This window comes from Pseudomonas sp. BN102 (assembly GCF_029871245.1).
In the GTDB taxonomy this organism is placed as follows: domain Bacteria; phylum Pseudomonadota; class Gammaproteobacteria; order Pseudomonadales; family Pseudomonadaceae; genus Metapseudomonas.
Window position 1 is genome coordinate 389,357 of sequence record NZ_SSON01000077.1, and the last position, 19,953, is coordinate 409,309.

A 19,953-nucleotide genomic window follows, 5' to 3' on the forward strand; every position below is an offset into this window, starting at 1 on the left:
GCCCCCGACATAAAAAGGGCTAAAGGATAGCGCAGATCGGCCTGCGCTTTAACGGGGAGGCAATTCCTGCAGGCGCGCGAGTATCTCATGCACCACGAGACGCGGCGGCCGCTCGTCAGTTTCGATGATGATGTCGGCAATCTCGCGGTAGAGCGGATCGCGAATCGCCATCAGGTCGCGCAGCACCTTGCCGGGGTCGGCGGCACGCAACAGCGGCCGATTCCGGTCCCGGGCAGTCCGTTCGATCTGCTGGTCCACCGAGGTGTGCAGGTAGACGACCCGGCCGCCGGAGCGCAAGGCCTGGCGGTTGGCCGGGCGCAACACCGCGCCGCCACCGGTCGCCAGGACCACGCCATTCTGCTCGCAGAGCTCCTCGATCATCGCTTGTTCGCGATCACGAAAGCCCTGTTCCCCCTCGACGTCGAAGATCCACGGAATATCTGCCCCGGTACGCTGTTCGATTTCCTTATCGGAGTCCTTGAAGGGAAGACGCAGTTCTTTGGCAAGCAAACGCCCGATGGTGCTTTTCCCTGCTCCCATCGGGCCGATCAAAATCAAGTTTTGCACTTCACTCAATGACTCACAGCAATAGCCTGGCTGTTCATGATACGCGGAGTGAGGAAGACCAGCAGCTCGGATTTCTTGTCCTGAACCACATCGCGACGGAATATCCGACCAAGGAATGGCAGATCGCCCAGGAACGGCACCTTGTCCACGGCCTTGATCTGGGTGTTGGAGAACACGCCACCGATAACGATGGTCTCGCCATCATTGACCAGCACCTTGGCGTTCACCTCGTTCTTGTTGATTGGAGGCACACCGTTCAGGGCATTGGCAAAGTCCGGCGCATCCTTCGTCACCTTGACCTCCATGATGATGCGGTTATCCGGAGTGATCTGCGGCGTTACCTCAAGCGACAGCGCAGCCTCTTTGAACGAGGTACTGGTGGCACCGCTGGAGCTCGCTTCCTGGTACGGGATCTCGGAACCCTTGAGGATCTTCGCAGTTTCCTTGTCAGCCGTAACCACCTTGGGTTGCGAGACGATCTCGCCATTGCCGGTCTTTTCCATCGCAGAAAGCTGCAGATCCAGGATAGCGTGATTGGAAATGAAGCCGATGCCGATGCCGGAAGTACTGTTAACCGCACCCAGATCCACGAAGGGAGTCGGCGAGTCATCGTCGTTGGTCGGCAAGGTGCAATTGCCGGCAAATGGACCGCAATTTCCCGCGCCCTCGTCTTCAATACCAATGTTGCCGTCCTTGCCAAAACCGGCCCAATTGCCACTGGCGAAGGCACCACCCCAGCGGACGCCCAGCGCCTTGTCGTAGTCGACGTTGGCTTCGACGATGCGCGCCTCGATCATCACCTGGCGAACCGGGATGTCCAGCTGGGTGACGATGCGGCGCAGTTCGTCCAGTTTGTCCTGGGTCTGGTAGGCGATGATGCTGTTGGTGCGGTCGTCCACCGTGATGGAGCCGCGTTCGTCGGTGCCGGCAGCGCTCGGATCGCCACTGGTGACCGACTGGAACAGCTTGGCGATATCCGACGCTTTGGCGTAGTTCACCTGGATCAATTCACGACGCAGTGGCGCCAGTTCGGCGAGCTGCTTCTGCGACTCCAGTTCCTGGCGTTCACGGGCGGCGATTTCATCGGCCGGGGCGACCAGCAGCACGTTGCCTACCTTGCGCTTGTCCAGACCCTTGGTCTTCAGGACCAGATCCAGCGCCTGGTCCCAGGGCACGTTCTGCAGGCGCAGGGTGATGTTGCCCTGCACGGTATCGGATGCCACCAGGTTGAGGTCGGTGAAGTCGGCGATCAGCTGCAGCACTGAGCGCACATCGATATCCTGGAAGTTCAGCGAGAGTTTCTCGCCGGAATAGGCGAATCGATCGGCCTTGCGCTTCTCGACGTCATCCTGGCTCAGCGGCTTGATGCTGACGGTCAGCTTGTTGTCGGTCTGGTAGGCCAGGTAGTCGTAGAAGCCGGTCGGCTCGATGCTGATGCTCGCGTTGCTGCCGGAACCCGAAGCACTGACGAACTGCACTGGAGTAGCGAAGTCCTTCACGTCCAGGCGTACACGCAGCGGCTCGGGAAGCTGGGTCTTCGAGAAGTCCAGGCGGATCTTGCCGCCCTGCTCCTGGATATCCGGGCTGACGCTGGGGTCGGACAGGGTGATGACCACATTACCCTCGCCCTGTTCGCCGCGCTGGAAGTCGATGTTCTCGATGGCGCGACCGGCGCGGGCGTAGCTCTTGACCGGCTGCGCAGCGGCCAGGGGCGCGGCAACGGGCGCCGGCGCAGCGGCGGCGACTGGCCGGGCGGCAGGTGCCGAAGCGGAGTCGCCCACCAGCACATAGAGGTTGTTGCCATCCACGCGCGTGCTGTACGGCACCAGGGTCGACAGGTTGATGATCAGGCGGGTGCGGTCCTTGGCCTCAACCACGGTCACGCTACGGGCGTTACCCACGCCCAGTTCACGATTCTTGGTGCCGAGCTTGTTGGACACGCCCGGCAGGTCCAGGGCGATACGCGCGGGTTGCTCGATGGTGTAGCCACGCGGCGCGACCACCGGCTCGTCAAAGCCCAGCTTGAGTTCAACCCTGTCGCCCGGAAGGGCCGCAACATCCAAGGCCTGCAGGTTCGCGGCCAGCAGCGCTGGCGACAGCAGGGCGGCCAATAGCGTGATACCAAGGCGCGATAGCGAGCTTTTCATCATCTGGTTCCGTTGTGCAGACCGGTAGTTATTTTTCATCGGGTGACCTCGCCCTCAAGAGCGCTCCCTGAGCGCGAGACTTCGCGGACGCTCCAGCCATCCGCCTTCCCCATCCGGGACTATCTCGACCACATCGACCTTGGCTTCGTCGATTCCGACTATGCGGCCGTGGTTGCGCCCCAGGTAATCCCCCACCTTGACCCTGTGCACCCCTCCAGCGCCGCTGATCAAGGCAAAGGTCCCCGAACCGTTGGCCAGGGTGCCCACCATCTCGAAGGATTCGATGTTGAAGCCCTCGAGGAACTGCTTGACCCGCGTTTCGTCCGGATGGATGTCCTTGGAACCCTTCTGCTGCTTGGCCAGATCGATCTTGACCGGCGGCTGGAAAGGGCTGCGCAATGCCGCAGCACTGTAGGTGAAGGCCTCATAGGGCTGGAATTTCGGCAAGGGCTCGATGGAACCCTTCGGACGGGCTCGAACCTCGTCCATATAGCTCTGCAAGTCACTGAAATCGCCACCGACGCCGCAGCCGGAGAGGCCGGCCAGCACCAGGGCACAGAACGCAAGGCGGGCGCGGGCACTACTCATTTCTGCAGCCCCTTGTCGTTGTAGCGATAGGTCTTGGCAAGGATCGACATGCGCAGCTTGGATCCACTGTCCTCGGCAAGCGGCTTGATCTCGAAATCATGCAGGGTCACGATGCGCGGCAGGCTGGCGACGCCACTGACGAAGGTGGCCAGGTCGTGATACCCGCCCACTACCGAAATCTGGATCGGCAGCTCGATATAGAACTGTTGGGCGACCTCCGGCAGCAGCTTGATCTCTTCGAACTCAAGACCACTGCCCAGGCCTGTGCGGGTGATGTCTTCCAGCAGGCCCGGCACCTCGGTGTCGCTGGGGAGCTGGCGCAGCAAGGCGCCGAAGGAAGTTTCCATCTCCTTCATCTGCTCCTTGTAGGCTTCCAGGTTGGCGGCCTGGAAGGCCTTGCTAGCGAACTGCTCCTTAAGGGTGACCTCTTCCGCGCGCTTGGAATCCAGCTGCGCCTGAAGGTCCTTCAGGTGGAAGTTGTAGCCGAGCACCAGGACCAGTATCAGCAGCAGAATGCAGGTGATGACCTTGACCGCGATAGGCCAGGAGCCCAGGTTGTTGACGTCGAGATCGGCCAGGTCGATCTTGCGCAGACTGTCTAGGGAGTCGGACAGGCTCATTTCACCGCTCCTTTGTTGGCAACCCCTTGATTTGCAGCACCCTGGTTGCCTGTCTCTCCTTCGGCACCGGGCTGGGTTTGCTGGACCGTCAACCTGAAGACGTTGGCCTGATCGACCGCTCCCGCTGTGACGGCCTTGACCTCGGTAAGGTTGGGCGAAGCCAACCACTCCGACGCGTCCAGGTTGCGCATCAGGTTGGAAACCCGGTTGTTCGACTCGGCCGCACCGACAATGGCAATTTCTTTACCGGCCATCTTCAGGCCCGTGAAGAACACGCCGTCCGGCAGCGTCCGCACCAGCTGGTCGAATACTCGACCGATGATCGGACGATTGCCCTGCAGGTCCTGGATGATCTTCATCCGCTCCAGCAACTGCTGGCGACGGGTCTTCAGCTCGCTGATCTCCTTGATCCTGGCATCCAGGACGGCGATCTCCTTGCGCACGAAGTCGTTGCGCGCCTGCTGGTTCTCGATGGCATTGTTCAGGTACTGGTCGCCCAGGAAAACCGCAGCGGCACCCAGCGCCAGCACAGCCCCCATGGCCACCAGGAAGCGCTGCTTGCGCTCCTCGCGCAGCTGCTCGCGCCAAGGTAATAGGTTGATGCGTGCCATATCAGTCGAAACTCCTCATCGCCAAGCCGCAGGCAATCATCAACGCAGGCGCATCGCTGGCCAGCGCGCCGGCATTGACCTTGCTGCTCAGCGCCATGTCGGCGAAGGGGTTGGCGACCAGGGTCGGGGTGCCGATCTTCTGCTGGATCAGGCGATCCAGATCGGGAATGGAAGCCGTGCCGCCGGCGAGGAGGATGTAATCCACATCGTTGAACTGACCCGCCGCGAAGAAGAACTGCAGCGAACGGGAAACCTGCTGGACGACGGCATCTTTGAACGGTTGCAACACCTCGCTGTCGTAGTCATCCGGAAGACCGCCCTGTTTCTTGGCAAGACCAGCTTCCTCGACCGAAAGACCGTAACGACGCTGGATCTCCTCGGTCAGCTGACGGCCACCGAACAGCTGTTCACGGGTATAGATGGTGCGGCCGTTGTGCAACACGCTCAGGGTGGTCATGGTGGCGCCGATGTCGACGACCGCCACGGTCAGCTCGTCATGGCCTTCGCCAAGCTGAGCCGAAAGCAGGGTGTAGGCGCGCTCCAGCGCGTAAGCCTCGACATCGACCACCTTGGCGTTGAGCCCTGCCAGCGCCAGCGCGGCCTCGCGCACTTCGACGTTTTCCTTGCGACAGGCGGCCAGCAGCACGTCGACCCGTTCCGGGTTGCGCGCAGACGCTCCCTGCACTTCGAAATCGATGGCCACTTCTTCCAGCGGGTAGGGGATGTACTGGTCGGCCTCGATCTTCAGCTGATTCTCCAGGTCGTCGTCGGAGAGCCCGGCTTCCATTTCGATGGTTTTGGTAATCACGGCCGAACCGGCCACGGCTACCGCTGCGACCTTGACACCGGTACGCGCCTTGGTGACCACTCGGGAAAGGGCCTGCCCCACGCCCTCCAGCTCAGCAATGTTCTTCTCGACCACTGCGTTTGGCGGGAGCGGCTCGACGGCATAGGACTCCACTTTGAAGCGGCTTCCCGAGCGACTCAATTCAAGGAGCTTGACTGAGGTCGAGCTGATGTCGATCCCCAACAGCGAATTCGCTTTCTTATTGAAGAGCCCTAGCACGACCGATTTCCTATCAGCGTCCGAGACTTACGGACGATTTATGTTTTTCCACATTAAATAGCAGTCTTGACAGAAGCGCAAATGGCTCCCCCGGAAAAAAAACGCTTATAATGTGAACGGCTTTTGCCTTTCATCAACGCCTTTCGCTCAACTCATTCTTTTACTTGGAAATCCACAAGCCTTGATGCGCCTGCTGAAGTTCTTCTGGTGGTCCTTCGTCGCCGTTTTCTGTGGTCTGTTGCTCAGTTTCAGCGGCGCCTTCCTCTATCTTAGCCCCAGCCTTCCGTCCGTCGACTCGCTGCGGAGAATCCAGCTGCAGATCCCCCTCAGGGTCTACAGCAACGACGGCAAACTGATTGCTGAATTCGGCGAAATGCGTCGATCCCCCGTGCGCTTCGCTGATATCCCGCCGGATTTCATCCAGGCCCTGCTGGCCGCCGAGGACGACAATTTCGCGAACCATTATGGCGTCGACCTCACCAGCCTGATGCGCGCTGCCACTCAATTATTGAAGACCGGCCACATCCAGACGGGCGGCAGCACCATCACCATGCAGGTGGCGAAGAACTACTTCCTCACCAGCGAAAGAAGTTTCTCACGCAAGATCAATGAAATATTGCTGGCCTTGCAAATTGAACGAGAACTCAGCAAAGACGAGATTCTTGAACTTTATGTGAACAAGATCTACCTGGGTAACCGCGCTTACGGTATAGAGGCCGCCGCGCAGGTCTATTACGGCAAGTCCATCCGCGAACTCAGCCTGGCGCAAATGGCCATGATCGCCGGCCTGCCCAAGGCCCCGTCGCGCTTCAATCCGCTGGTCAATCCGACCCGCAGCAAGGAACGTCGTGACTGGATCCTCGGCCGCATGTACAAGCTCGGCCGCATCGATGAGGCACGCTTCCAGCAGGCCATCAACGAGCCGATCGACGCCAGCTACCACGTCCCCACTCCAGAACTGGCCGCCCCCTACATCGCCGAGATGGCGCGCGCCGAAATGGTCGGCCGCTATGGCAGCGACGCCTACACCGAAGGCTTCCGCGTGATCACCACCGTACCCAGCAATCTGCAGGAAGTCGCCAACAGCGCCCTGCGCGAAGGCCTGCTGGAATACGACCAGCGCCACGGCTACCGCGGCCCGGAAACCCGTCTCCCCGGCATGACCCGGGAGACCTGGCTGCAGGAACTGGTCAAGCAGAAAGCCCTTGGCGGCCTGGAGCCGGCCATCGTCACCCAGGTGGAGAAAAGCGGCATCCTCGTCCTCACCCGCAGCGGCCAGGAAGAAGCGGTAGGCTGGGACAGCATGAAATGGGCCCGCCCCTTCCTCAACACCAACAGCCTGGGGCCGCGCCCGCAGCGACCGGCCGACGTCGCCCAGATCGGCGATATGGTTCGCGTGCAGCGCCAGGCCGATGGCAGCTTGCACTTCGTCCAGCTGCCGGCAGCGCAGAGCGCCCTGGTTTCCCTGGACCCGAACGACGGCGCCATCCGCTCCCTGGTCGGCGGCTTCTCCTTCGAGCAAAGCAATTACAACCGCGCCGCCCAGGCCAAGCGCCAGCCGGGCTCCAGCTTCAAGCCCTTCCTCTATAGCGCGGCGCTGGACAACGGCTTCACCGCCGCCAGCCTGGTCAACGACGCCCCCATCGTCTTCCATGAAGCCGGCATGGAGGAAGCCTGGAGGCCGAAGAACGACAACAACACCTTCCTCGGCCCGATCCGCCTGCGCGAAGCCCTGTACAAGTCGCGCAACCTGGTATCGATCCGCGTGCTTCAGGCCATCGGCATCGACTACGCGCTGAACTACGTCAGTCGCTTCGGCTTCAGCAAGGACGACCTACCGCGGAACCTGTCCCTGGCCCTGGGCACCGCCAACCTCACCCCTCTCGAGATCGCCGGCGGCTGGAGCACCTTCGCCAATGGTGGTTACAAGGTGCAGCCGTACCTGATCGAACGCATCGAGAGCCGCGACGGCAAGACCCTGTTCGTCGCCAACCCGCCGCGAGTCCCCCAGGGCGAGGTCCAGCCCAACGACGTGGCGCAGACCGCCGCCGCGCCGGACACCCTGCTCGCTTCGACCGACACCTCAGCGCCGCAAGCCCAGGCACCCGCCGTCGCCGAGCGCATCGTCGACCCGCGCACCACCTACATCCTCAACAGCATGCTGCAGGATGTGATCAAACGCGGCACCGGTCGCCGCGCCCTGTCCATGGGCCGCGCCGACATCGCCGGCAAGACCGGGACCACCAACGAATCCAAGGACAGCTGGTTCTCCGGCTACAACGCCGACTACGTTACCACCGTCTGGGTCGGCTTCGACCAGCCGGAAAGCCTGGGCCGCCACGAGTACGGCGGCACGGTGGCCCTGCCGATCTGGATGAACTACATGAGCGCCGCCCTCAAGGACAAGCCGGCCCATGCCCAGCCGGAGCCCGCCGGCCTACTGACCCTGCGCATCGACCCGCTCAGCGGCCGCGCCGCCAGTCCGGGCGCACCGGACGCGTTCTTCGAGCTGTTCAAGAGTGAAGACACGCCACCCCCCATGAGCGAACTGGAGCCCGGCCTGGCCATCCCTGGCAGCCCGCTGCCGGCGGACGAGGCGGCGCCCATCGACCTGTTCTGACGCAACAGACGCCCAATAAAAAGCCCCGCGATTGCGGGGCTTTTTATTGGGACTCGACTTAGCCGTTGAACACGTCATCCACCGAGTTCAGCGGGTAGTTCTTCGGATAGGGCAGGGTCGCCACGCCGGACTCGATGGCGGCCTTGGCCACGGCATCGGACACGACGGTGATCAGGCGCTTGTCCATGGGCTTCGGAATGATGTACTCACGACCGAATTCCAGGGAAGCCACACCGTAGGCGTCGCAGACATCCTTCGGCACCGGCAGCTTGGCCAGTTCGCGCAGGGCGTTGGCGGCGGCGATCTTCATCTCTTCGTTGATACGGGTGGCGCGCACGTCCAGCGCGCCACGGAAGATGAAGGGGAAGCCCAGCACGTTGTTGACCTGGTTCGGGTAGTCGGAGCGACCGGTGGCCATGATCACGTCGTTGCGGGTCTCGTGAGCCAGTTCCGGCTTGATTTCCGGGTCCGGATTAGAGCACGCGAAGACGATGGGGTTGGGCGCCATGCGCTTCAGGTCTTCCGGGCTCAGCAGGTTGGCGCCGGACAGGCCAACGAATACGTCAGCGTCGTCCAGGGCTTCGGACAGGGTGCGCTTGTCGGTCTCGTGAGCGAATACCGCCTTGTACTGGTTCAGGTCGTCACGGCCGGCATGGATCACGCCCTTGCGGTCGATCATGAAGATGTTCTCGACCTTGGCACCCATGCTCACCAGCAGCTTCATGCAGGAGATGGCGGCGGCGCCGGCGCCCAGGCAGACGATCCTGGCTTCGCCCAGGCTCTTGCCGGCGATTTCCAGGGCGTTGAGCATGCCGGCGGCAGTCACGATCGCGGTGCCGTGCTGGTCATCGTGGAACACCGGGATGTCGCACTGCTCGATCAGCGTGCGCTCGATCTCGAAGCACTCGGGCGCCTTGATGTCTTCGAGGTTGATGCCGCCGAAGGTGATGGAGATGCGCTTGACGGTGTCGATGAAGGCCTGCGGGCTCTCAGCGTCCACTTCGATGTCGAACACGTCGATACCAGCGAAACGCTTGAAGAGAACACCCTTGCCTTCCATCACCGGCTTGGAGGCCAGCGGGCCGAGGTTGCCCAGACCGAGGATTGCCGTGCCGTCGGAAATTACCGCTACCAGATTACCCTTGCCGGTGTACTTGAAGGCCAACTCGGGATCACGCGCGATTTCGCGTACCGGCTCGGCGACGCCCGGGCTGTAGGCCAGCGACAGATCACGTGCGGTGGCGGTCGGCTTGGTCAGCTCGACGCTGAGTTTCCCGGGGCGGGGTTGGGCATGGTATTCGAGAGCGGCCGTTTTCAGATCAGACATTTTGGCATTTCCGCTTTTGCTTGTGACAGACGTGACGGGCGAGCATACGCAAGATGTCGGGGGCTAACAAGACCGTTCAGTCACCCCGCGTCAACCCCTCTAGCGTACGACTTTAAGCCAATCCCCCGGCTTCGGCTCGTCGATTGGATACAAATTATTCAGTAATCGAATACGATTTTCCACATCAGCTTTCGACCCCGGCAACTTGCTGTCCCGGGCCAGGCTGGCGATGCTCTGCCCGGCCTTTACCTGAGTCAGGTGCAGGCGCAGTGGCTGGGCCAGTGCCAGCTCTTCCTTCTTCAGCGGGCGGAAGCTCCTGATCACCGCGAGGAAGTTGCCATCCTGCGTTTCCAGGGACGCTCGGTTGCGAATAGCGCCGACGAAGAGATAAGCCTTATCGTCCTTATAGATCACCGCCACGCGACGCGCCGGGTTACCCGGAAGGACGGCGGTGGCGCCTTGCAGGCCGGCCTGTTGCAGCGGCTCCTCCACGGCCAGGCGCTGGCCGCCCGCCTTCTGCCTCAGGTAGTCCGCAGGGGCCGCGCTCGGCTTGCGCCCATCCATGGACATGGCGATGAAGGCCATCTTGTCGGCGCTGTGGGTGATCACTGCATCGGGGCGGTTGACCAGGCCCCAGCCCTCCGGGAAGTGCAGGGTGAAATCGAGCCCCGCGTGATAGAAATCCTGACCACGGCGCACGCCGGTTTCCGCCGAGTCGCCGAACGGCAGTCCCGCCAGATGCTCGAGGAAGACCTCGCGGTTGACCACCTGGCTGCCGCCGGCAAGGGCCTTGGCCGGTCCGACCACCTGCTGCAGGCGGGTGTCGTTGTCCGGGTGGGTATCGAACACGCCGTGATAGCCGGAAGGCGGCGCCGGCTGCCCCTTGAGCCGGGCCTGGTCGCGAGCGAAGTCCTCCTGGTTCTTCAGCACCTTGACCACCTCGATCATCGCCTGCGGGTCATAGCCACTGCGCGCCAGGTACTGGGCGCCCAGGCCATCGGCCTCCAGCTCCATGTCGCGGCCATAGCCGCGCACGAAGGCGGTACCTACCACATTGGTCAGGTCGCTGGCGGCGCCGACGCCGGTGCCGATGGCGACCGCCTGACCGAGGACGTTCCACGCAGTGGACTGGCTCTGCTGCTGCACGCTGTGACGTGCCGTGACATGCCCCACCTCATGCGCCAGCACCGCCGCCAGCTCGGCTTCAGAGTTGAGATAGGCGAGAAGGCCGCGATGGATATAGATGTAGCCGCCCGGCAGGGCGAAGGCATTGATGTCCGGCGAGTCGACCACCGTGAAGTGGTAGGTGAGGTTGCTGCGATGGCTATGCACGGCGACCCGTTGCCCCACCTGCTGGACATAGGCCTGGAGCTTTTCATCGGCGTAGCGCGGATTTTCCTTGGCGATTTCCTGGTTATAGCGGCGGCCCAGGTCGAGCTCCTGCTGCTCGCTCATCATCACGAAATTGGTGCGCCCGGTGGCCGGGTTGACCGCGCAACCGGCCAACAGGGAGGAAGCCAGCAGCAGCGCCAGACTGAGCGCGGGCCATTTCATTGAAGCACCTCGAGCATTGCGTGATGAGTGAGCGGAAGCATCCAGCGGGACTTCCCAGTTTTTACGCCGCCCGCCCGCGCGCGGTCAATTACCCAGCCCCGCGCCTCCACCCGACGCCCCACCAGTCCCTGTATGGACTTGCTATCGAACTGACGCAGCCGCTTCGGCTCGATGCGCAGTACCACGGGCCCATCCAATTGCAGCCAGAGCCCGCCGCGGTTGCGTTCGACTCTGGTCACCCGTCCCTGCAACAAGGCGAAGCCGGACTGCCGCAACTGCCAGGGCGATCGCGCTGGCGCGCGCTGCCACAGGCCACGACCGGCCCGCCTGGCTTCGCGCTCGGCGACGGCGTGGCACTCGCTGAGCGCGGCATTCGGCGCAATGACGACGCGCAGGCCCAGTCCCTCGGCGAGCAGGCGCTCCTCCAGATTGCGGCCACGGTCGTCATAGAGATGCGCGAGGGTACGGCCATAGCGGTCCTGCGGCTCACGTCCGAGGCGCAGCCCCACCCTCCCCTGACTGGCCTGCACCAGCTCCTGCAGACGCTTGCGGGCTGCCTCGGCATAGGGTTCTGCCCGCCGCCCCTTCCGAGCAATCTCGGGTGCGTTCAGACCGATCAGGCGAACGCTTCGGCCATCGACCAGCCGCAGGGTGTCGCCATCGACGACCTGTCTGACTTTATAGGTAGGAAGTTTGCCCGGGATCGGGCAGGCGGCCTGGAGAGGAAATCCCAGGACCAGAAAAAAGAAAAAGGCGCCTGCTAGAGGCGCCTTTTTCGTCAGCGGGGACTTGGCCATTCGGCCTTCCCGGGCTGCTCGGGCCCTTACTTGGCGCCGAACACGCCGAAACGCTGCTTGAAGCGATCGATACGGCCGCCGGTGTCCAGCACTTTCTGCTTGCCGGTGTAGAACGGGTGGCACTCGGAGCATACGTCGAGGCTGATGTTCTTGCCGAGGGTGGAGCGAGTCTTGATGACGTTGCCGCAGCTGCAGGTAGCTTCGATCGCGACGTACTCGGGATGGATTTCCGGTTTCATTGCATGATCCTCAGGTCTGGCGTGCCGCCACCCGACCCTATGTCGAGCACCGCACGGAAACAGGCGGCGGATGATACCAGAGTGAGGGGGCGTTGCAAGCCGCCAGCCGCGCCGGCTGTCGTGCCGCGCCGTGCTAAGATCGCGCCTCTTCGAAAAGGACCGCCCGCTTGCCCGACGCCACTTCGAACGCCCCCATCCTGCGCCTCGCCCTGCCCTCGCCCCTGCGCCGTCTGTTCGACTATCGGGCGCCCGCCGGGATGCCGCGTGCCGCCCTGCAGCCGGGAGTGCGCCTGCGCGTCCCCTTCGGCCGTCGCGAGATCATCGGCGTGCTGGTGGAGCTGGCCGAACGGAGCGACGTGCCGGCGGACAAGCTCAAGCCCGCCCTGGAACTGCTGGACAGCCGCCCGCCCCTGCCGCCCTCGCTGTTCAAGCTGTGCCTGTGGACCGCGCAGTACTACCAGCACAGCCTGGGCGACACCCTGAGCTGGGCGCTGCCAGTGCTGTTGCGCCAGGGCGAACCGGCGGAGTCGCGGCAGGAGCGCTTCTGGCATGCCGTTCCCGGCGCCAGCCTCGACGACCCGCGCCTGGCCCGCGCGCCGCGTCAGCGCCAGGCCCTGGCCACCCTCGCCCAGCATCCCCACGGCGTCGCGCACCAGCTGCTCGGCCAGCTGCAGCTGAACAAGGACAGCCTCGACCTGCTGCTGGAGAAAGGCCTGGTGCGGGTCGAAGTGCGCCGTCACGCCTCCAGCGAACGCCATGGACCCTTGCTGTCCCAGCCGGAACTGCCGCTCAATCCGGAACAGCGCGCCGCCTTCGATGCAGTACACGCCTCCTTCGGCAGCTTCAATGCCCTGCTGTTGGCCGGGGTCACCGGCAGTGGCAAGACCGAGGTCTACCTGCAGCTCATCCGCCAGACCCTGGAGGCCGGCAAACAGGCCCTGGTGCTGATTCCCGAGATCAACCTCGGCCCGCAGACCCTGGAGCGTTTCTCGCGGCGCTTCAACGCGCGGATCGCTCTGCTGCACTCGGCGGTAAACGATCGCGAGCGCCTGGACGCCTGGCTGGCCGCCCGCGACGGCGAGGCCGACATCGTCATCGGCACCCGTTCGGCACTGTTCACCCCGCTGAAGAACCCCGGGCTGATCATCATCGACGAAGAACACGATGCTTCCTATAAGCAGCAGGAAGGCTTGCGCTACCACGCCCGCGACCTGGCCCTGGTGCGCGCCCGCCAGGAGAACATCCCGATCCTGCTGGGCTCGGCCACGCCGTCCCTGGAAAGCCTGCAGAATGCCCACGCTGGCCGCTACGGCCTGCTGCGCCTGACCCAGCGTGCCGGCGGCGCCAAGCAACCACGCTTCCTGCGCCTGGACGTGAAGAGCCTGCCGCTGGACTCCGGCATCTCCATGCCGCTGCAACAGGCCATCGCCCAAACCCTGGCCGCCGGCCAGCAGGTGCTGGTGTTCCTCAACCGCCGCGGCTTCGCGCCGACCCTGCTGTGCCATGACTGCGGCTGGATCAGCCAGTGCCCGCGCTGCGACGCACGCATGACCCTGCACCAGCGCTTCAACGAGCTGCGCTGCCACCACTGTGGCCATACCCAGCGCCAGCCGGCCTGCTGCCCCGATTGCGGGCGGGTCGACCTGCGCCCCGTCGGGGCCGGTACCGAGCGCGCCGAGGAGCGCCTGGCGATCCTCTTCCCAAAAACTCAGGTCTTGCGCATCGACCGCGACAGCACCGCGCGCAAGGACGCCATGGACAAGTTGTTCGCCACCATCCAGCGAGGCGAACCTTGCATCCTGGTCGGCACCCAGATGCTCGCCAAGGGACACCATTTCCCAAGGGTGACCCTGGTGGCCATCCTCGACGCCGACGGCGGCCTGTTCTCCGCCGACTTCCGCGCCAGCGAGCGCATGGCCCAGCTCATCGTCCAGGTCGCCGGTCGCGCCGGCCGCGCCGAAGAGCCGGGCCGGGTGATCATCCAGACCCACCTGGCCGAACACCCGCTGCTGGTGCAACTCACCGAACAGGGGTACTTCGCCTTTGCCGAGCAGGCGCTCAGCGAGCGCCGCGCCGCCGGTCTCCCCCCCTTCGCCCACCTCGCGCTGCTGCGTGCCGAAGCGCACAAGCCCGGCCAGGCGGAGGATTTCCTCGACAGCGCCTGCGTCGAAGCCGAACAGCAATTGGCGGACCTGGGTCTGAACAACGTCGAGTTGCTGGGCCCGGTGCCGGCGCCCATGGAACGCCGAGCCGGCCGTTTCCGCGCCCAGTTGTTGCTGCAGGCCAATGCCCGCGCGCCGCTGCACCGCCTGCTGACGCCCTGGAGCCAGGCCCTGGAGCAACTGCCCGGCGGCCGCGCGGTGCGCTGGTCGCTGGATATCGACCCCATCGACCTGTTCTGAACGAACACCGATCCGCAGCCAACCCGACCGATAGCTCGACACGGCGCTTGCAGCTTGCCGCTTAAAACTTGAAGCTGCGGCCGCAGGACGCCGATAATGCACAGTTTTCAACCAGCGCCAGCCCTCCCGGGGGCGGCCGGAAGAGCAGAAGATGAAAGACACGATTCGCCAGCTGATCCAGCAAGCCCTGACCCGTCTCGCCAGTGAAGGCGTGCTGCCCGAGGGCCTCAGCCCGGCCATCCAGGTGGAGAACACCAAGGACAAGAGCCACGGCGACTTCGCCAGCAACATCGCCATGATGTTGGCCAAGCCGGCCGGCATGAAGCCGCGCGACCTGGCCGAGAAGCTCATCGACGCCCTGCCCCAGGACGAGCAGGTGGCCAAGGTGGAAATCGCCGGCCCCGGCTTCCTCAACTTCTTCCAGAACAGCCAGGCCCTGGCCCAGCGCCTGGAGGCCGCCCTGGCCGACGACCACCTCGGCGTGCGCAAGAACGGCCCGCAGCAGCGAGTGGTCATCGACCTGTCGGCACCGAACCTGGCCAAGGAAATGCACGTCGGCCACCTGCGCTCGACCATCATCGGCGATGGCGTGGCGCGCGTGCTGGAGTTCCTCGGCGACACCGTGATCCGCCAGAACCATGTGGGCGACTGGGGCACCCAGTTCGGCATGCTGCTGGCCTACATGCAGGAACAGCCGGTGGGCAGCGATGCCGAGCTGGCCGACCTGGAAAGCTTCTACCGCGCGGCGAAGAAGCGTTTCGACGAATCCGCCGAATTCGCCGACCGCGCCCGTGAGCTGGTGGTCAAGCTGCAGGCCGGCGATGCCGAGTGCCTGCGTTTGTGGCACCGTTTCAACGACATATCCCTGAGCCACTGCCAGGCCGTCTACGACCGCCTCGGGGTGAAGCTCACCATGGCCGACGTCAAGGGCGAGAGCGCCTACAACGACGACCTGGCGAACGTGGTCGCCGACCTCAAGGCCAAGGGCCTGCTCACTGAAAGCGACGGCGCCCTGTGCGTGTTCATGGACGAGTTCAAGAACGCCGAGGGCAATCCGCTGCCGCTGATCGTGCAGAAGGCCGGAGGCGGCTACCTCTACGCCACCACCGACCTGGCCGCCACGCGCTACCGGGCGAACGTCCTCAAGGCCGACCGCGCCCTCTACTTCGTCGACCAGCGCCAGGCCCTGCACTTCCAGATGGTCTTCGCCGCCGCCCGCCTGGCCGGTTTCGTGCCCGCCTCCTTCGAGATGGAGCACATGGGCTTCGGCACCATGAACGGCGCCGATGGCCGCCCTTTCAAGACCCGCGACGGCGGCACCGTGAAGCTGATCGACCTGCTGGACGAGGCCGAGCAACGCGCCTACGACCTGGTCAAGGCGAAGAACCCCGAGCTGGACGAGGTCGAGCTGCGTCGCATCGCGCAGGCCGTGGGCATCGGTGCGGTGAAATATGCCGACCTGTCCAAGCACCGCACCAGCGACTACAGCTTCAACTTCGAACTGATGCTGAGCTTCGAGGGCAACACCGCGCCCTACCTGCTCTACGCCTACACCCGCGTGGCCAGCGTGTTCCGCAAGTTGGGCAAGGATTTCTCCGAAGTGGACGGCCAGATCATCCTCGCCGCCGACCAGGAACAGGCCCTGGCGGCCAAGCTGGCGCAGTTCGCCGACACCCTCGGCAATGTCGCCGAGAAGGGCGTGCCGCATATCCTCTGCGCCTACCTCTATGACCTGGCTGGCCTGTTCTCCAGCTTCTACGAGAACTGCCCGATCCTCACGGCCGAGGACCCGGCCACCCAGCAGAGCCGCCTGCGCCTCGCCGCGCTGACCGGCCGCACCCTCAAACAAGGCCTGGAACTGCTCGGCCTGCAAACCCTGGAACGCATGTAACGGACTATGGCGAAGAAGAAACCGGCACCCAAGCGCGGCGCCAGCCGCTACCAGGCCCCCGCACGCAAACCTGTCCCCGGTTGGGTCTGGCTGGCCATGGGCCTGGTCATAGGCGCCTTCGTGATGTTCCTGAACACGTTGGAGCCCGGCCGCGACGAAGTACGCCGGACCAAGCCCGAGCAGGCCTCGGCCGGCAATGGCACCAGCAGCACCAGCAGTGGCGCCGGCAGCAACGGCAAGGCCCAGGCCAAGCCCACGCCCACGCCACCGCCCCAGGAGCCGGTGAAGCCGAAGTACGACTTCTACACCCTGCTGCCGGAGTCGGAGGTCATAGTGCCTCCCGAAGCCGTGCCCAAGCAGACCCCGGCCCAGCCGCCGGCGCAAAAGCCAGTCAGCCCCGAGGAAGCCGCCAAGATCGACGCCGCTCGTGCGCAGGCCGCCCTCAATGGCGAGACCCCGCCCCCGCCGCCGGTGGTGGCCAAGGCGCCGATCACCAACCAGTTCTTCCTCCAGGCCGGCTCCTTCCGCAAGCGCGATGACGCCGACAAGGTGCGTGCGCAGATCATCCTGCTCGGGCAGAACGTCCAGGTGGAGTCCGGCACCGTCCGCGAAGAAACCTGGTACCGCGTGCTGGTGGGTCCCTTCGCCAATCGCGAGCAGCTCTCCTCGGCGCAGAAGCAGCTGGCCGGCAGCGGCTTCAGCAACCTGCTGTTACAGCAGCGCCAGAGCCGTTGAGCCGCCGGCAGCTGGTTGAAAAACGTTGGAGAGGCAGTCGCTGCGAGGCGCAACGACCAACGGGAGTAACAGCCGAAGGCTGGCCCGAAGGGCGAGCGTCAGCGAGTCAAACAGACGAAAAAGCGGAGTTTACGAGTAGTAAATGAGCATTTTGAGTCTGTTTTTAACGACGCAGCGGCAAAGCAGATAGTTTTTCACCAGCCTGCCGATCGTCCTTGCCCGGTTGAAATGTAGGGCAAGGCCCCCCATCTGAGTTTCCATTCGGGCATTTCGCCCCGCTGCGTGGAGACTCTCCCCTTGACCACCATCGTTTCAGTCCGCCGCAACGGCAAAGTCGTCATGGGCGGCGACGGCCAGGTTTCCCTCGGCAACACCGTCATGAAGAGCAACGCCCGCAAGGTCCGCCGCCTCTACCACGGCCAGGTCCTGGCAGGTTTTGCCGGCGCCACCGCCGACGCCTTTACCCTGTTCGAGCGCTTCGAAGGCCAACTGGAGAAACACCAGGGCCACCTGGTCCGGGCCGCCGTCGAACTGGCCAAGGACTGGCGTACCGACCGCTCCCTGAGCCGCCTGGAGGCCATGCTCGCCGTGGCCAACAAGGACGCCTCGCTGATCATCACCGGCAACGGCGACGTGGTCGAACCCGAACAGGGCCTGATCGCCATGGGCTCCGGCGGCGGTTTCGCCCAGGCCGCCGCCATGGCGCTGCTGCAGCACACCGAACTGTCCGCCCGCGAAGTCACCGAGACCGCATTGAACATTGCCGGCTCCATTTGTGTCTTCACCAACCAGAACCTGACCATCGAGGAGCTGGACAGCGCCGAGTGAGGCAGCCGTCCCGCAATGGAGCCCCCTTTCATGTCCATGACGCCCCGCGAAATCGTCCACGAACTCAACCGCCACATCGTTGGCCAGGACGACGCCAAGCGCGCCGTCGCCATCGCTCTGCGCAACCGCTGGCGGCGCATGCAGCTGCCGCTCGAACTGCGCGCCGAGGTAACGCCGAAGAACATCCTGATGATCGGCCCGACCGGCGTCGGCAAGACCGAGATCGCCCGTCGCCTGGCCAAGCTGGCCAACGCGCCCTTCATCAAGGTCGAAGCCACCAAGTTCACCGAGGTCGGCTATGTCGGCCGCGACGTCGAGTCGATCATCCGCGACCTGGCCGATGCCGCAGTGAAGATGATGCGCGAGCAGGAAATGCACAAAGTGCGCTACCGCGCCGAGGACGCCGCCGAGGAACGCATCCTCGACGCCTTGCTGCCCCCGGCCCGCACCGGCTTTGGCGACGAGCAGCCGCGCGAGGACTCCAACACTCGCCAGCTGTTCCGCAAGCGCCTGCGCGAAGGCCAGCTGGACGACAAGGAAATCGACATCGAGGTGGCCGAATCCCCGGCCGGCGTGGAGATCATGGCTCCGCCCGGCATGGAGGAAATGACCAACCAGCTGCAGAACCTCTTCTCCAACCTCGGCAAGGGCAAGCGCAAGAGTCGCAAGCTGAAGGTCAAGGAAGCCATGAAGCTGGTGCGCGACGAGGAAGCCGCGCGCCTGGTCAACGAGGAAGATCTCAAGGCCGCCGCCCTGGAAGCGGTGGAGCAGAACGGCATCGTCTTTATCGACGAGATCGACAAGGTGGCCAAGCGCGGCAACGTCGGCGGCGCCGATGTGTCCCGCGAGGGCGTGCAGCGCGACCTGCTGCCGCTGATCGAAGGCTGCACCGTCAACACCAAGCTGGGCATGGTCAAGACCGACCACATCCTGTTCATCGCCTCCGGCGCCTTCCACCTTTCCAAGCCCAGCGACCTGGTCCCCGAGTTGCAGGGCCGTCTGCCGATCCGCGTCGAGCTCAAGGCGCTCTCCCCAGAAGACTTCGAGCGCATCCTCACCGAGCCGCACGCCTCGCTCACCGAGCAGTACACGGCGCTGCTGCAGGTCGAAGGCCTGAACATCGAGTTCGCCCCGGATGGCATCAAGCGCCTGGCCGAGATCGCCTGGCAGGTCAACGAGAAGACCGAAAACATCGGTGCCCGCCGCCTGCACACCCTGCTGGAACGCCTGCTGGAAGAAGTCTCCTTCAGCGCCGGCGACCTCGCCGCGCAGCATGACGAGACGCCGATCCGCATCGATGCGGCCTATGTCAATGGCCACCTCGGCGAGTTGGCCCAGGACGAAGACCTGTCGCGCTACATCCTCTGACAGGCGCACACTACAGACAGCCGGCAGATGCCGGCTGTCCGTGTTTGGAGAACCCGAAATGCGAATTCCCAGCGGTATCGAACTGCACAAGGCCTCCAGGACCCTGACCCTGAAGTACGGACCGGAGGAAAGCTACACCCTGAGTGCCGAGTTCCTGCGCGTGCACTCCCCTTCGGCCGAAGTCCAGGGCCACGGCAAGCCGATCCTCCAGTACGGCAAGCTGAACGTCGGCCTGAGCAAGCTCGAACCAGCCGGAAACTATGCCCTGAAATTGACCTTCGACGATGGCCACGACAGCGGCCTGTTCACCTGGGACTACCTCTACCAGCTCGCCACCCGCCAGCAAGAGCTGTGGAACGACTACCTGCAGGAACTCGCCGCCGCCGGCCGCTCCCGCGACCCCGACGAATCGGTGGTCAAGCTCATGCTCTGATGGGGTGCAGGCCGCGCCCCATTCCAGCCCTTGCCGCCCAAGGTTAGGGCGCATTTTCTAATAGCTCCCGACATACTCCCGCCGCGGCGACCTCTCTGCGGTCCGCTTGCGCAAATTGAAAAACTCGGGTAACCAAACTCTGGCAGGGTCCATGCATTTG

At 64.1% G+C, this 19,953-nt stretch carries 17 protein-coding genes; 7 read left to right on the top strand and 10 right to left on the bottom strand.

Features of this window, described 5'->3' with window-relative positions; all coding sequences use genetic code 11:
- Nucleotides 1-48 precede the first annotated feature (48 nt).
- The 6 genes from aroK to E8F12_RS25760 are packed head-to-tail and all read right to left on the bottom strand — an operon-like array spanning nucleotide 49 to nucleotide 5,599.
- Nucleotides 49-567: a shikimate kinase AroK gene (gene aroK / locus E8F12_RS25735; protein ID WP_280328102.1), complete on the bottom strand. Its 519-nt coding sequence runs from the start codon at nucleotides 565-567 to the stop codon at nucleotides 49-51.
- 5 nt (nucleotides 568-572) lie between these two features.
- Complete coding sequence (gene pilQ / locus E8F12_RS25740; protein ID WP_280328040.1) at nucleotides 573-2,714, bottom strand: type IV pilus secretin PilQ; 2,142 nt, start codon at nucleotides 2,712-2,714, stop codon at nucleotides 573-575.
- Nucleotides 2,715-2,768: 54 nt separating this feature from the next.
- On the bottom strand, nucleotides 2,769-3,302 hold the full coding sequence (gene pilP, locus E8F12_RS25745; protein ID WP_280328041.1) for a type 4a pilus biogenesis lipoprotein PilP: 534 nt from the start codon (nucleotides 3,300-3,302) through the stop codon (nucleotides 2,769-2,771).
- Nucleotides 3,299-3,922 (bottom strand): type 4a pilus biogenesis protein PilO, encoded by a 624-nt coding sequence (gene pilO / locus E8F12_RS25750; protein WP_280288213.1) that lies wholly within the window; start codon nucleotides 3,920-3,922, stop codon nucleotides 3,299-3,301. Before pilO ends, pilP begins: the two co-directional genes overlap by 4 nt.
- Complete coding sequence (pilN, locus tag E8F12_RS25755) at nucleotides 3,919-4,533, bottom strand: type 4a pilus biogenesis protein PilN (RefSeq protein WP_280328042.1); 615 nt, start codon at nucleotides 4,531-4,533, stop codon at nucleotides 3,919-3,921. The genes pilO and pilN overlap by 4 nt, the downstream gene beginning before the upstream one ends.
- Before the next feature lies 1 nt (nucleotide 4,534).
- Entirely contained in the window at nucleotides 4,535-5,599 is a 1,065-nt protein-coding gene (locus E8F12_RS25760) for a pilus assembly protein PilM (protein WP_280328043.1), read from the bottom strand.
- Between the two features lie 184 nt (nucleotides 5,600-5,783).
- Between E8F12_RS25760 and E8F12_RS25765 the strand changes: the two genes are divergently transcribed.
- Entirely contained in the window at nucleotides 5,784-8,219 is a 2,436-nt protein-coding gene (locus E8F12_RS25765; RefSeq protein WP_280328044.1) for a penicillin-binding protein 1A, read from the top strand.
- A gap of 58 nt (nucleotides 8,220-8,277) precedes the next feature.
- Here the strand turns inward: E8F12_RS25765 and E8F12_RS25770 are convergent, their stop codons facing one another.
- The 4 genes from E8F12_RS25770 to rpmE form a co-directional block, all read right to left on the bottom strand.
- On the bottom strand, nucleotides 8,278-9,546 hold the full coding sequence (locus E8F12_RS25770; protein WP_280328045.1) for a malic enzyme-like NAD(P)-binding protein: 1,269 nt from the start codon (nucleotides 9,544-9,546) through the stop codon (nucleotides 8,278-8,280).
- A 99-nt stretch (nucleotides 9,547-9,645) separates the two neighbouring features.
- Entirely contained in the window at nucleotides 9,646-11,100 is a 1,455-nt protein-coding gene (locus E8F12_RS25775) for a M48 family metalloprotease (protein ID WP_280328046.1), read from the bottom strand.
- Nucleotides 11,097-11,897 carry a thermonuclease family protein gene (locus E8F12_RS25780; protein WP_280328047.1) on the bottom strand — a complete coding sequence of 267 codons (801 nt, stop codon included), beginning with the start codon at nucleotides 11,895-11,897 and terminating at the stop codon, nucleotides 11,097-11,099. Before E8F12_RS25780 ends, E8F12_RS25775 begins: the two co-directional genes overlap by 4 nt.
- A 26-nt stretch (nucleotides 11,898-11,923) precedes the next feature.
- Nucleotides 11,924-12,136 carry a 50S ribosomal protein L31 gene (gene rpmE, locus E8F12_RS25785; protein ID WP_003453200.1) on the bottom strand — a complete coding sequence of 71 codons (213 nt, stop codon included), beginning with the start codon at nucleotides 12,134-12,136 and terminating at the stop codon, nucleotides 11,924-11,926.
- Nucleotides 12,137-12,330: 194 nt separating this feature from the next.
- On the opposite strand from rpmE, the gene E8F12_RS25790 reads away from it, so the two are divergent.
- The 6 genes from E8F12_RS25790 (at nucleotide 12,331) to E8F12_RS25815 (ending at nucleotide 19,793) form a co-directional block, all read left to right on the top strand.
- Nucleotides 12,331-14,538, top strand: coding sequence for a primosomal protein N' (locus E8F12_RS25790; protein WP_280328103.1), 2,208 nt, complete (start codon nucleotides 12,331-12,333; stop codon nucleotides 14,536-14,538).
- A gap of 151 nt (nucleotides 14,539-14,689) precedes the next feature.
- Nucleotides 14,690-16,429: an arginine--tRNA ligase gene (argS, locus tag E8F12_RS25795; RefSeq protein ID WP_280328049.1), complete on the top strand. Its 1,740-nt coding sequence runs from the start codon at nucleotides 14,690-14,692 to the stop codon at nucleotides 16,427-16,429.
- Between the two features lie 6 nt (nucleotides 16,430-16,435).
- Nucleotides 16,436-17,164 (top strand): SPOR domain-containing protein, encoded by a 729-nt coding sequence (locus E8F12_RS25800; protein WP_280328051.1) that lies wholly within the window; start codon nucleotides 16,436-16,438, stop codon nucleotides 17,162-17,164.
- Between the two features lie 297 nt (nucleotides 17,165-17,461).
- The gene (hslV, locus tag E8F12_RS25805; RefSeq protein WP_280288204.1) at nucleotides 17,462-17,992 is read left to right on the top strand and encodes an ATP-dependent protease subunit HslV; all 531 of its coding nucleotides are present in this window, start codon (nucleotides 17,462-17,464) and stop codon (nucleotides 17,990-17,992) included.
- Nucleotides 17,993-18,022: 30 nt separating this feature from the next.
- Nucleotides 18,023-19,360 carry an HslU--HslV peptidase ATPase subunit gene (gene hslU, locus E8F12_RS25810; protein ID WP_280328053.1) on the top strand — a complete coding sequence of 446 codons (1,338 nt, stop codon included), beginning with the start codon at nucleotides 18,023-18,025 and terminating at the stop codon, nucleotides 19,358-19,360.
- Between the two features lie 58 nt (nucleotides 19,361-19,418).
- Nucleotides 19,419-19,793 carry a DUF971 domain-containing protein gene (locus E8F12_RS25815; RefSeq protein WP_280328054.1) on the top strand — a complete coding sequence of 125 codons (375 nt, stop codon included), beginning with the start codon at nucleotides 19,419-19,421 and terminating at the stop codon, nucleotides 19,791-19,793.
- Nucleotides 19,794-19,953 lie beyond the last annotated feature (160 nt).

Bases quoted from the DNA above. Each gene is read 5' to 3' on its own strand.
- E8F12_RS25800 (WP_280328051.1), top strand. From the start codon at position 16,436: ATGGCGAAGAAGAAACCGGCACCCAAGCGCGGCGCCAGCCGCTACCAG.
- E8F12_RS25775 (WP_280328046.1), bottom strand. From the start codon at position 11,100: ATGAAATGGCCCGCGCTCAGTCTGGCGCTGCTGCTGGCTTCCTCCCTG.
- rpmE (WP_003453200.1), bottom strand. From the start codon at position 12,136: ATGAAACCGGAAATCCATCCCGAGTACGTCGCGATCGAAGCTACCTGC.
- pilN (WP_280328042.1), bottom strand. From the start codon at position 4,533: ATGGCACGCATCAACCTATTACCTTGGCGCGAGCAGCTGCGCGAGGAG.
- E8F12_RS25780 (WP_280328047.1), bottom strand. From the start codon at position 11,897: ATGGCCAAGTCCCCGCTGACGAAAAAGGCGCCTCTAGCAGGCGCCTTT.
- pilQ (WP_280328040.1), bottom strand. From the start codon at position 2,714: ATGAAAAGCTCGCTATCGCGCCTTGGTATCACGCTATTGGCCGCCCTG.
- E8F12_RS25765 (WP_280328044.1), top strand. From the start codon at position 5,784: ATGCGCCTGCTGAAGTTCTTCTGGTGGTCCTTCGTCGCCGTTTTCTGT.
- argS (WP_280328049.1), top strand. From the start codon at position 14,690: ATGAAAGACACGATTCGCCAGCTGATCCAGCAAGCCCTGACCCGTCTC.
- hslU (WP_280328053.1), top strand. From the start codon at position 18,023: ATGTCCATGACGCCCCGCGAAATCGTCCACGAACTCAACCGCCACATC.
- pilP (WP_280328041.1), bottom strand. From the start codon at position 3,302: ATGAGTAGTGCCCGCGCCCGCCTTGCGTTCTGTGCCCTGGTGCTGGCC.
- E8F12_RS25770 (WP_280328045.1), bottom strand. From the start codon at position 9,546: ATGTCTGATCTGAAAACGGCCGCTCTCGAATACCATGCCCAACCCCGC.
- E8F12_RS25815 (WP_280328054.1), top strand. From the start codon at position 19,419: ATGCGAATTCCCAGCGGTATCGAACTGCACAAGGCCTCCAGGACCCTG.
- pilO (WP_280288213.1), bottom strand. From the start codon at position 3,922: ATGAGCCTGTCCGACTCCCTAGACAGTCTGCGCAAGATCGACCTGGCC.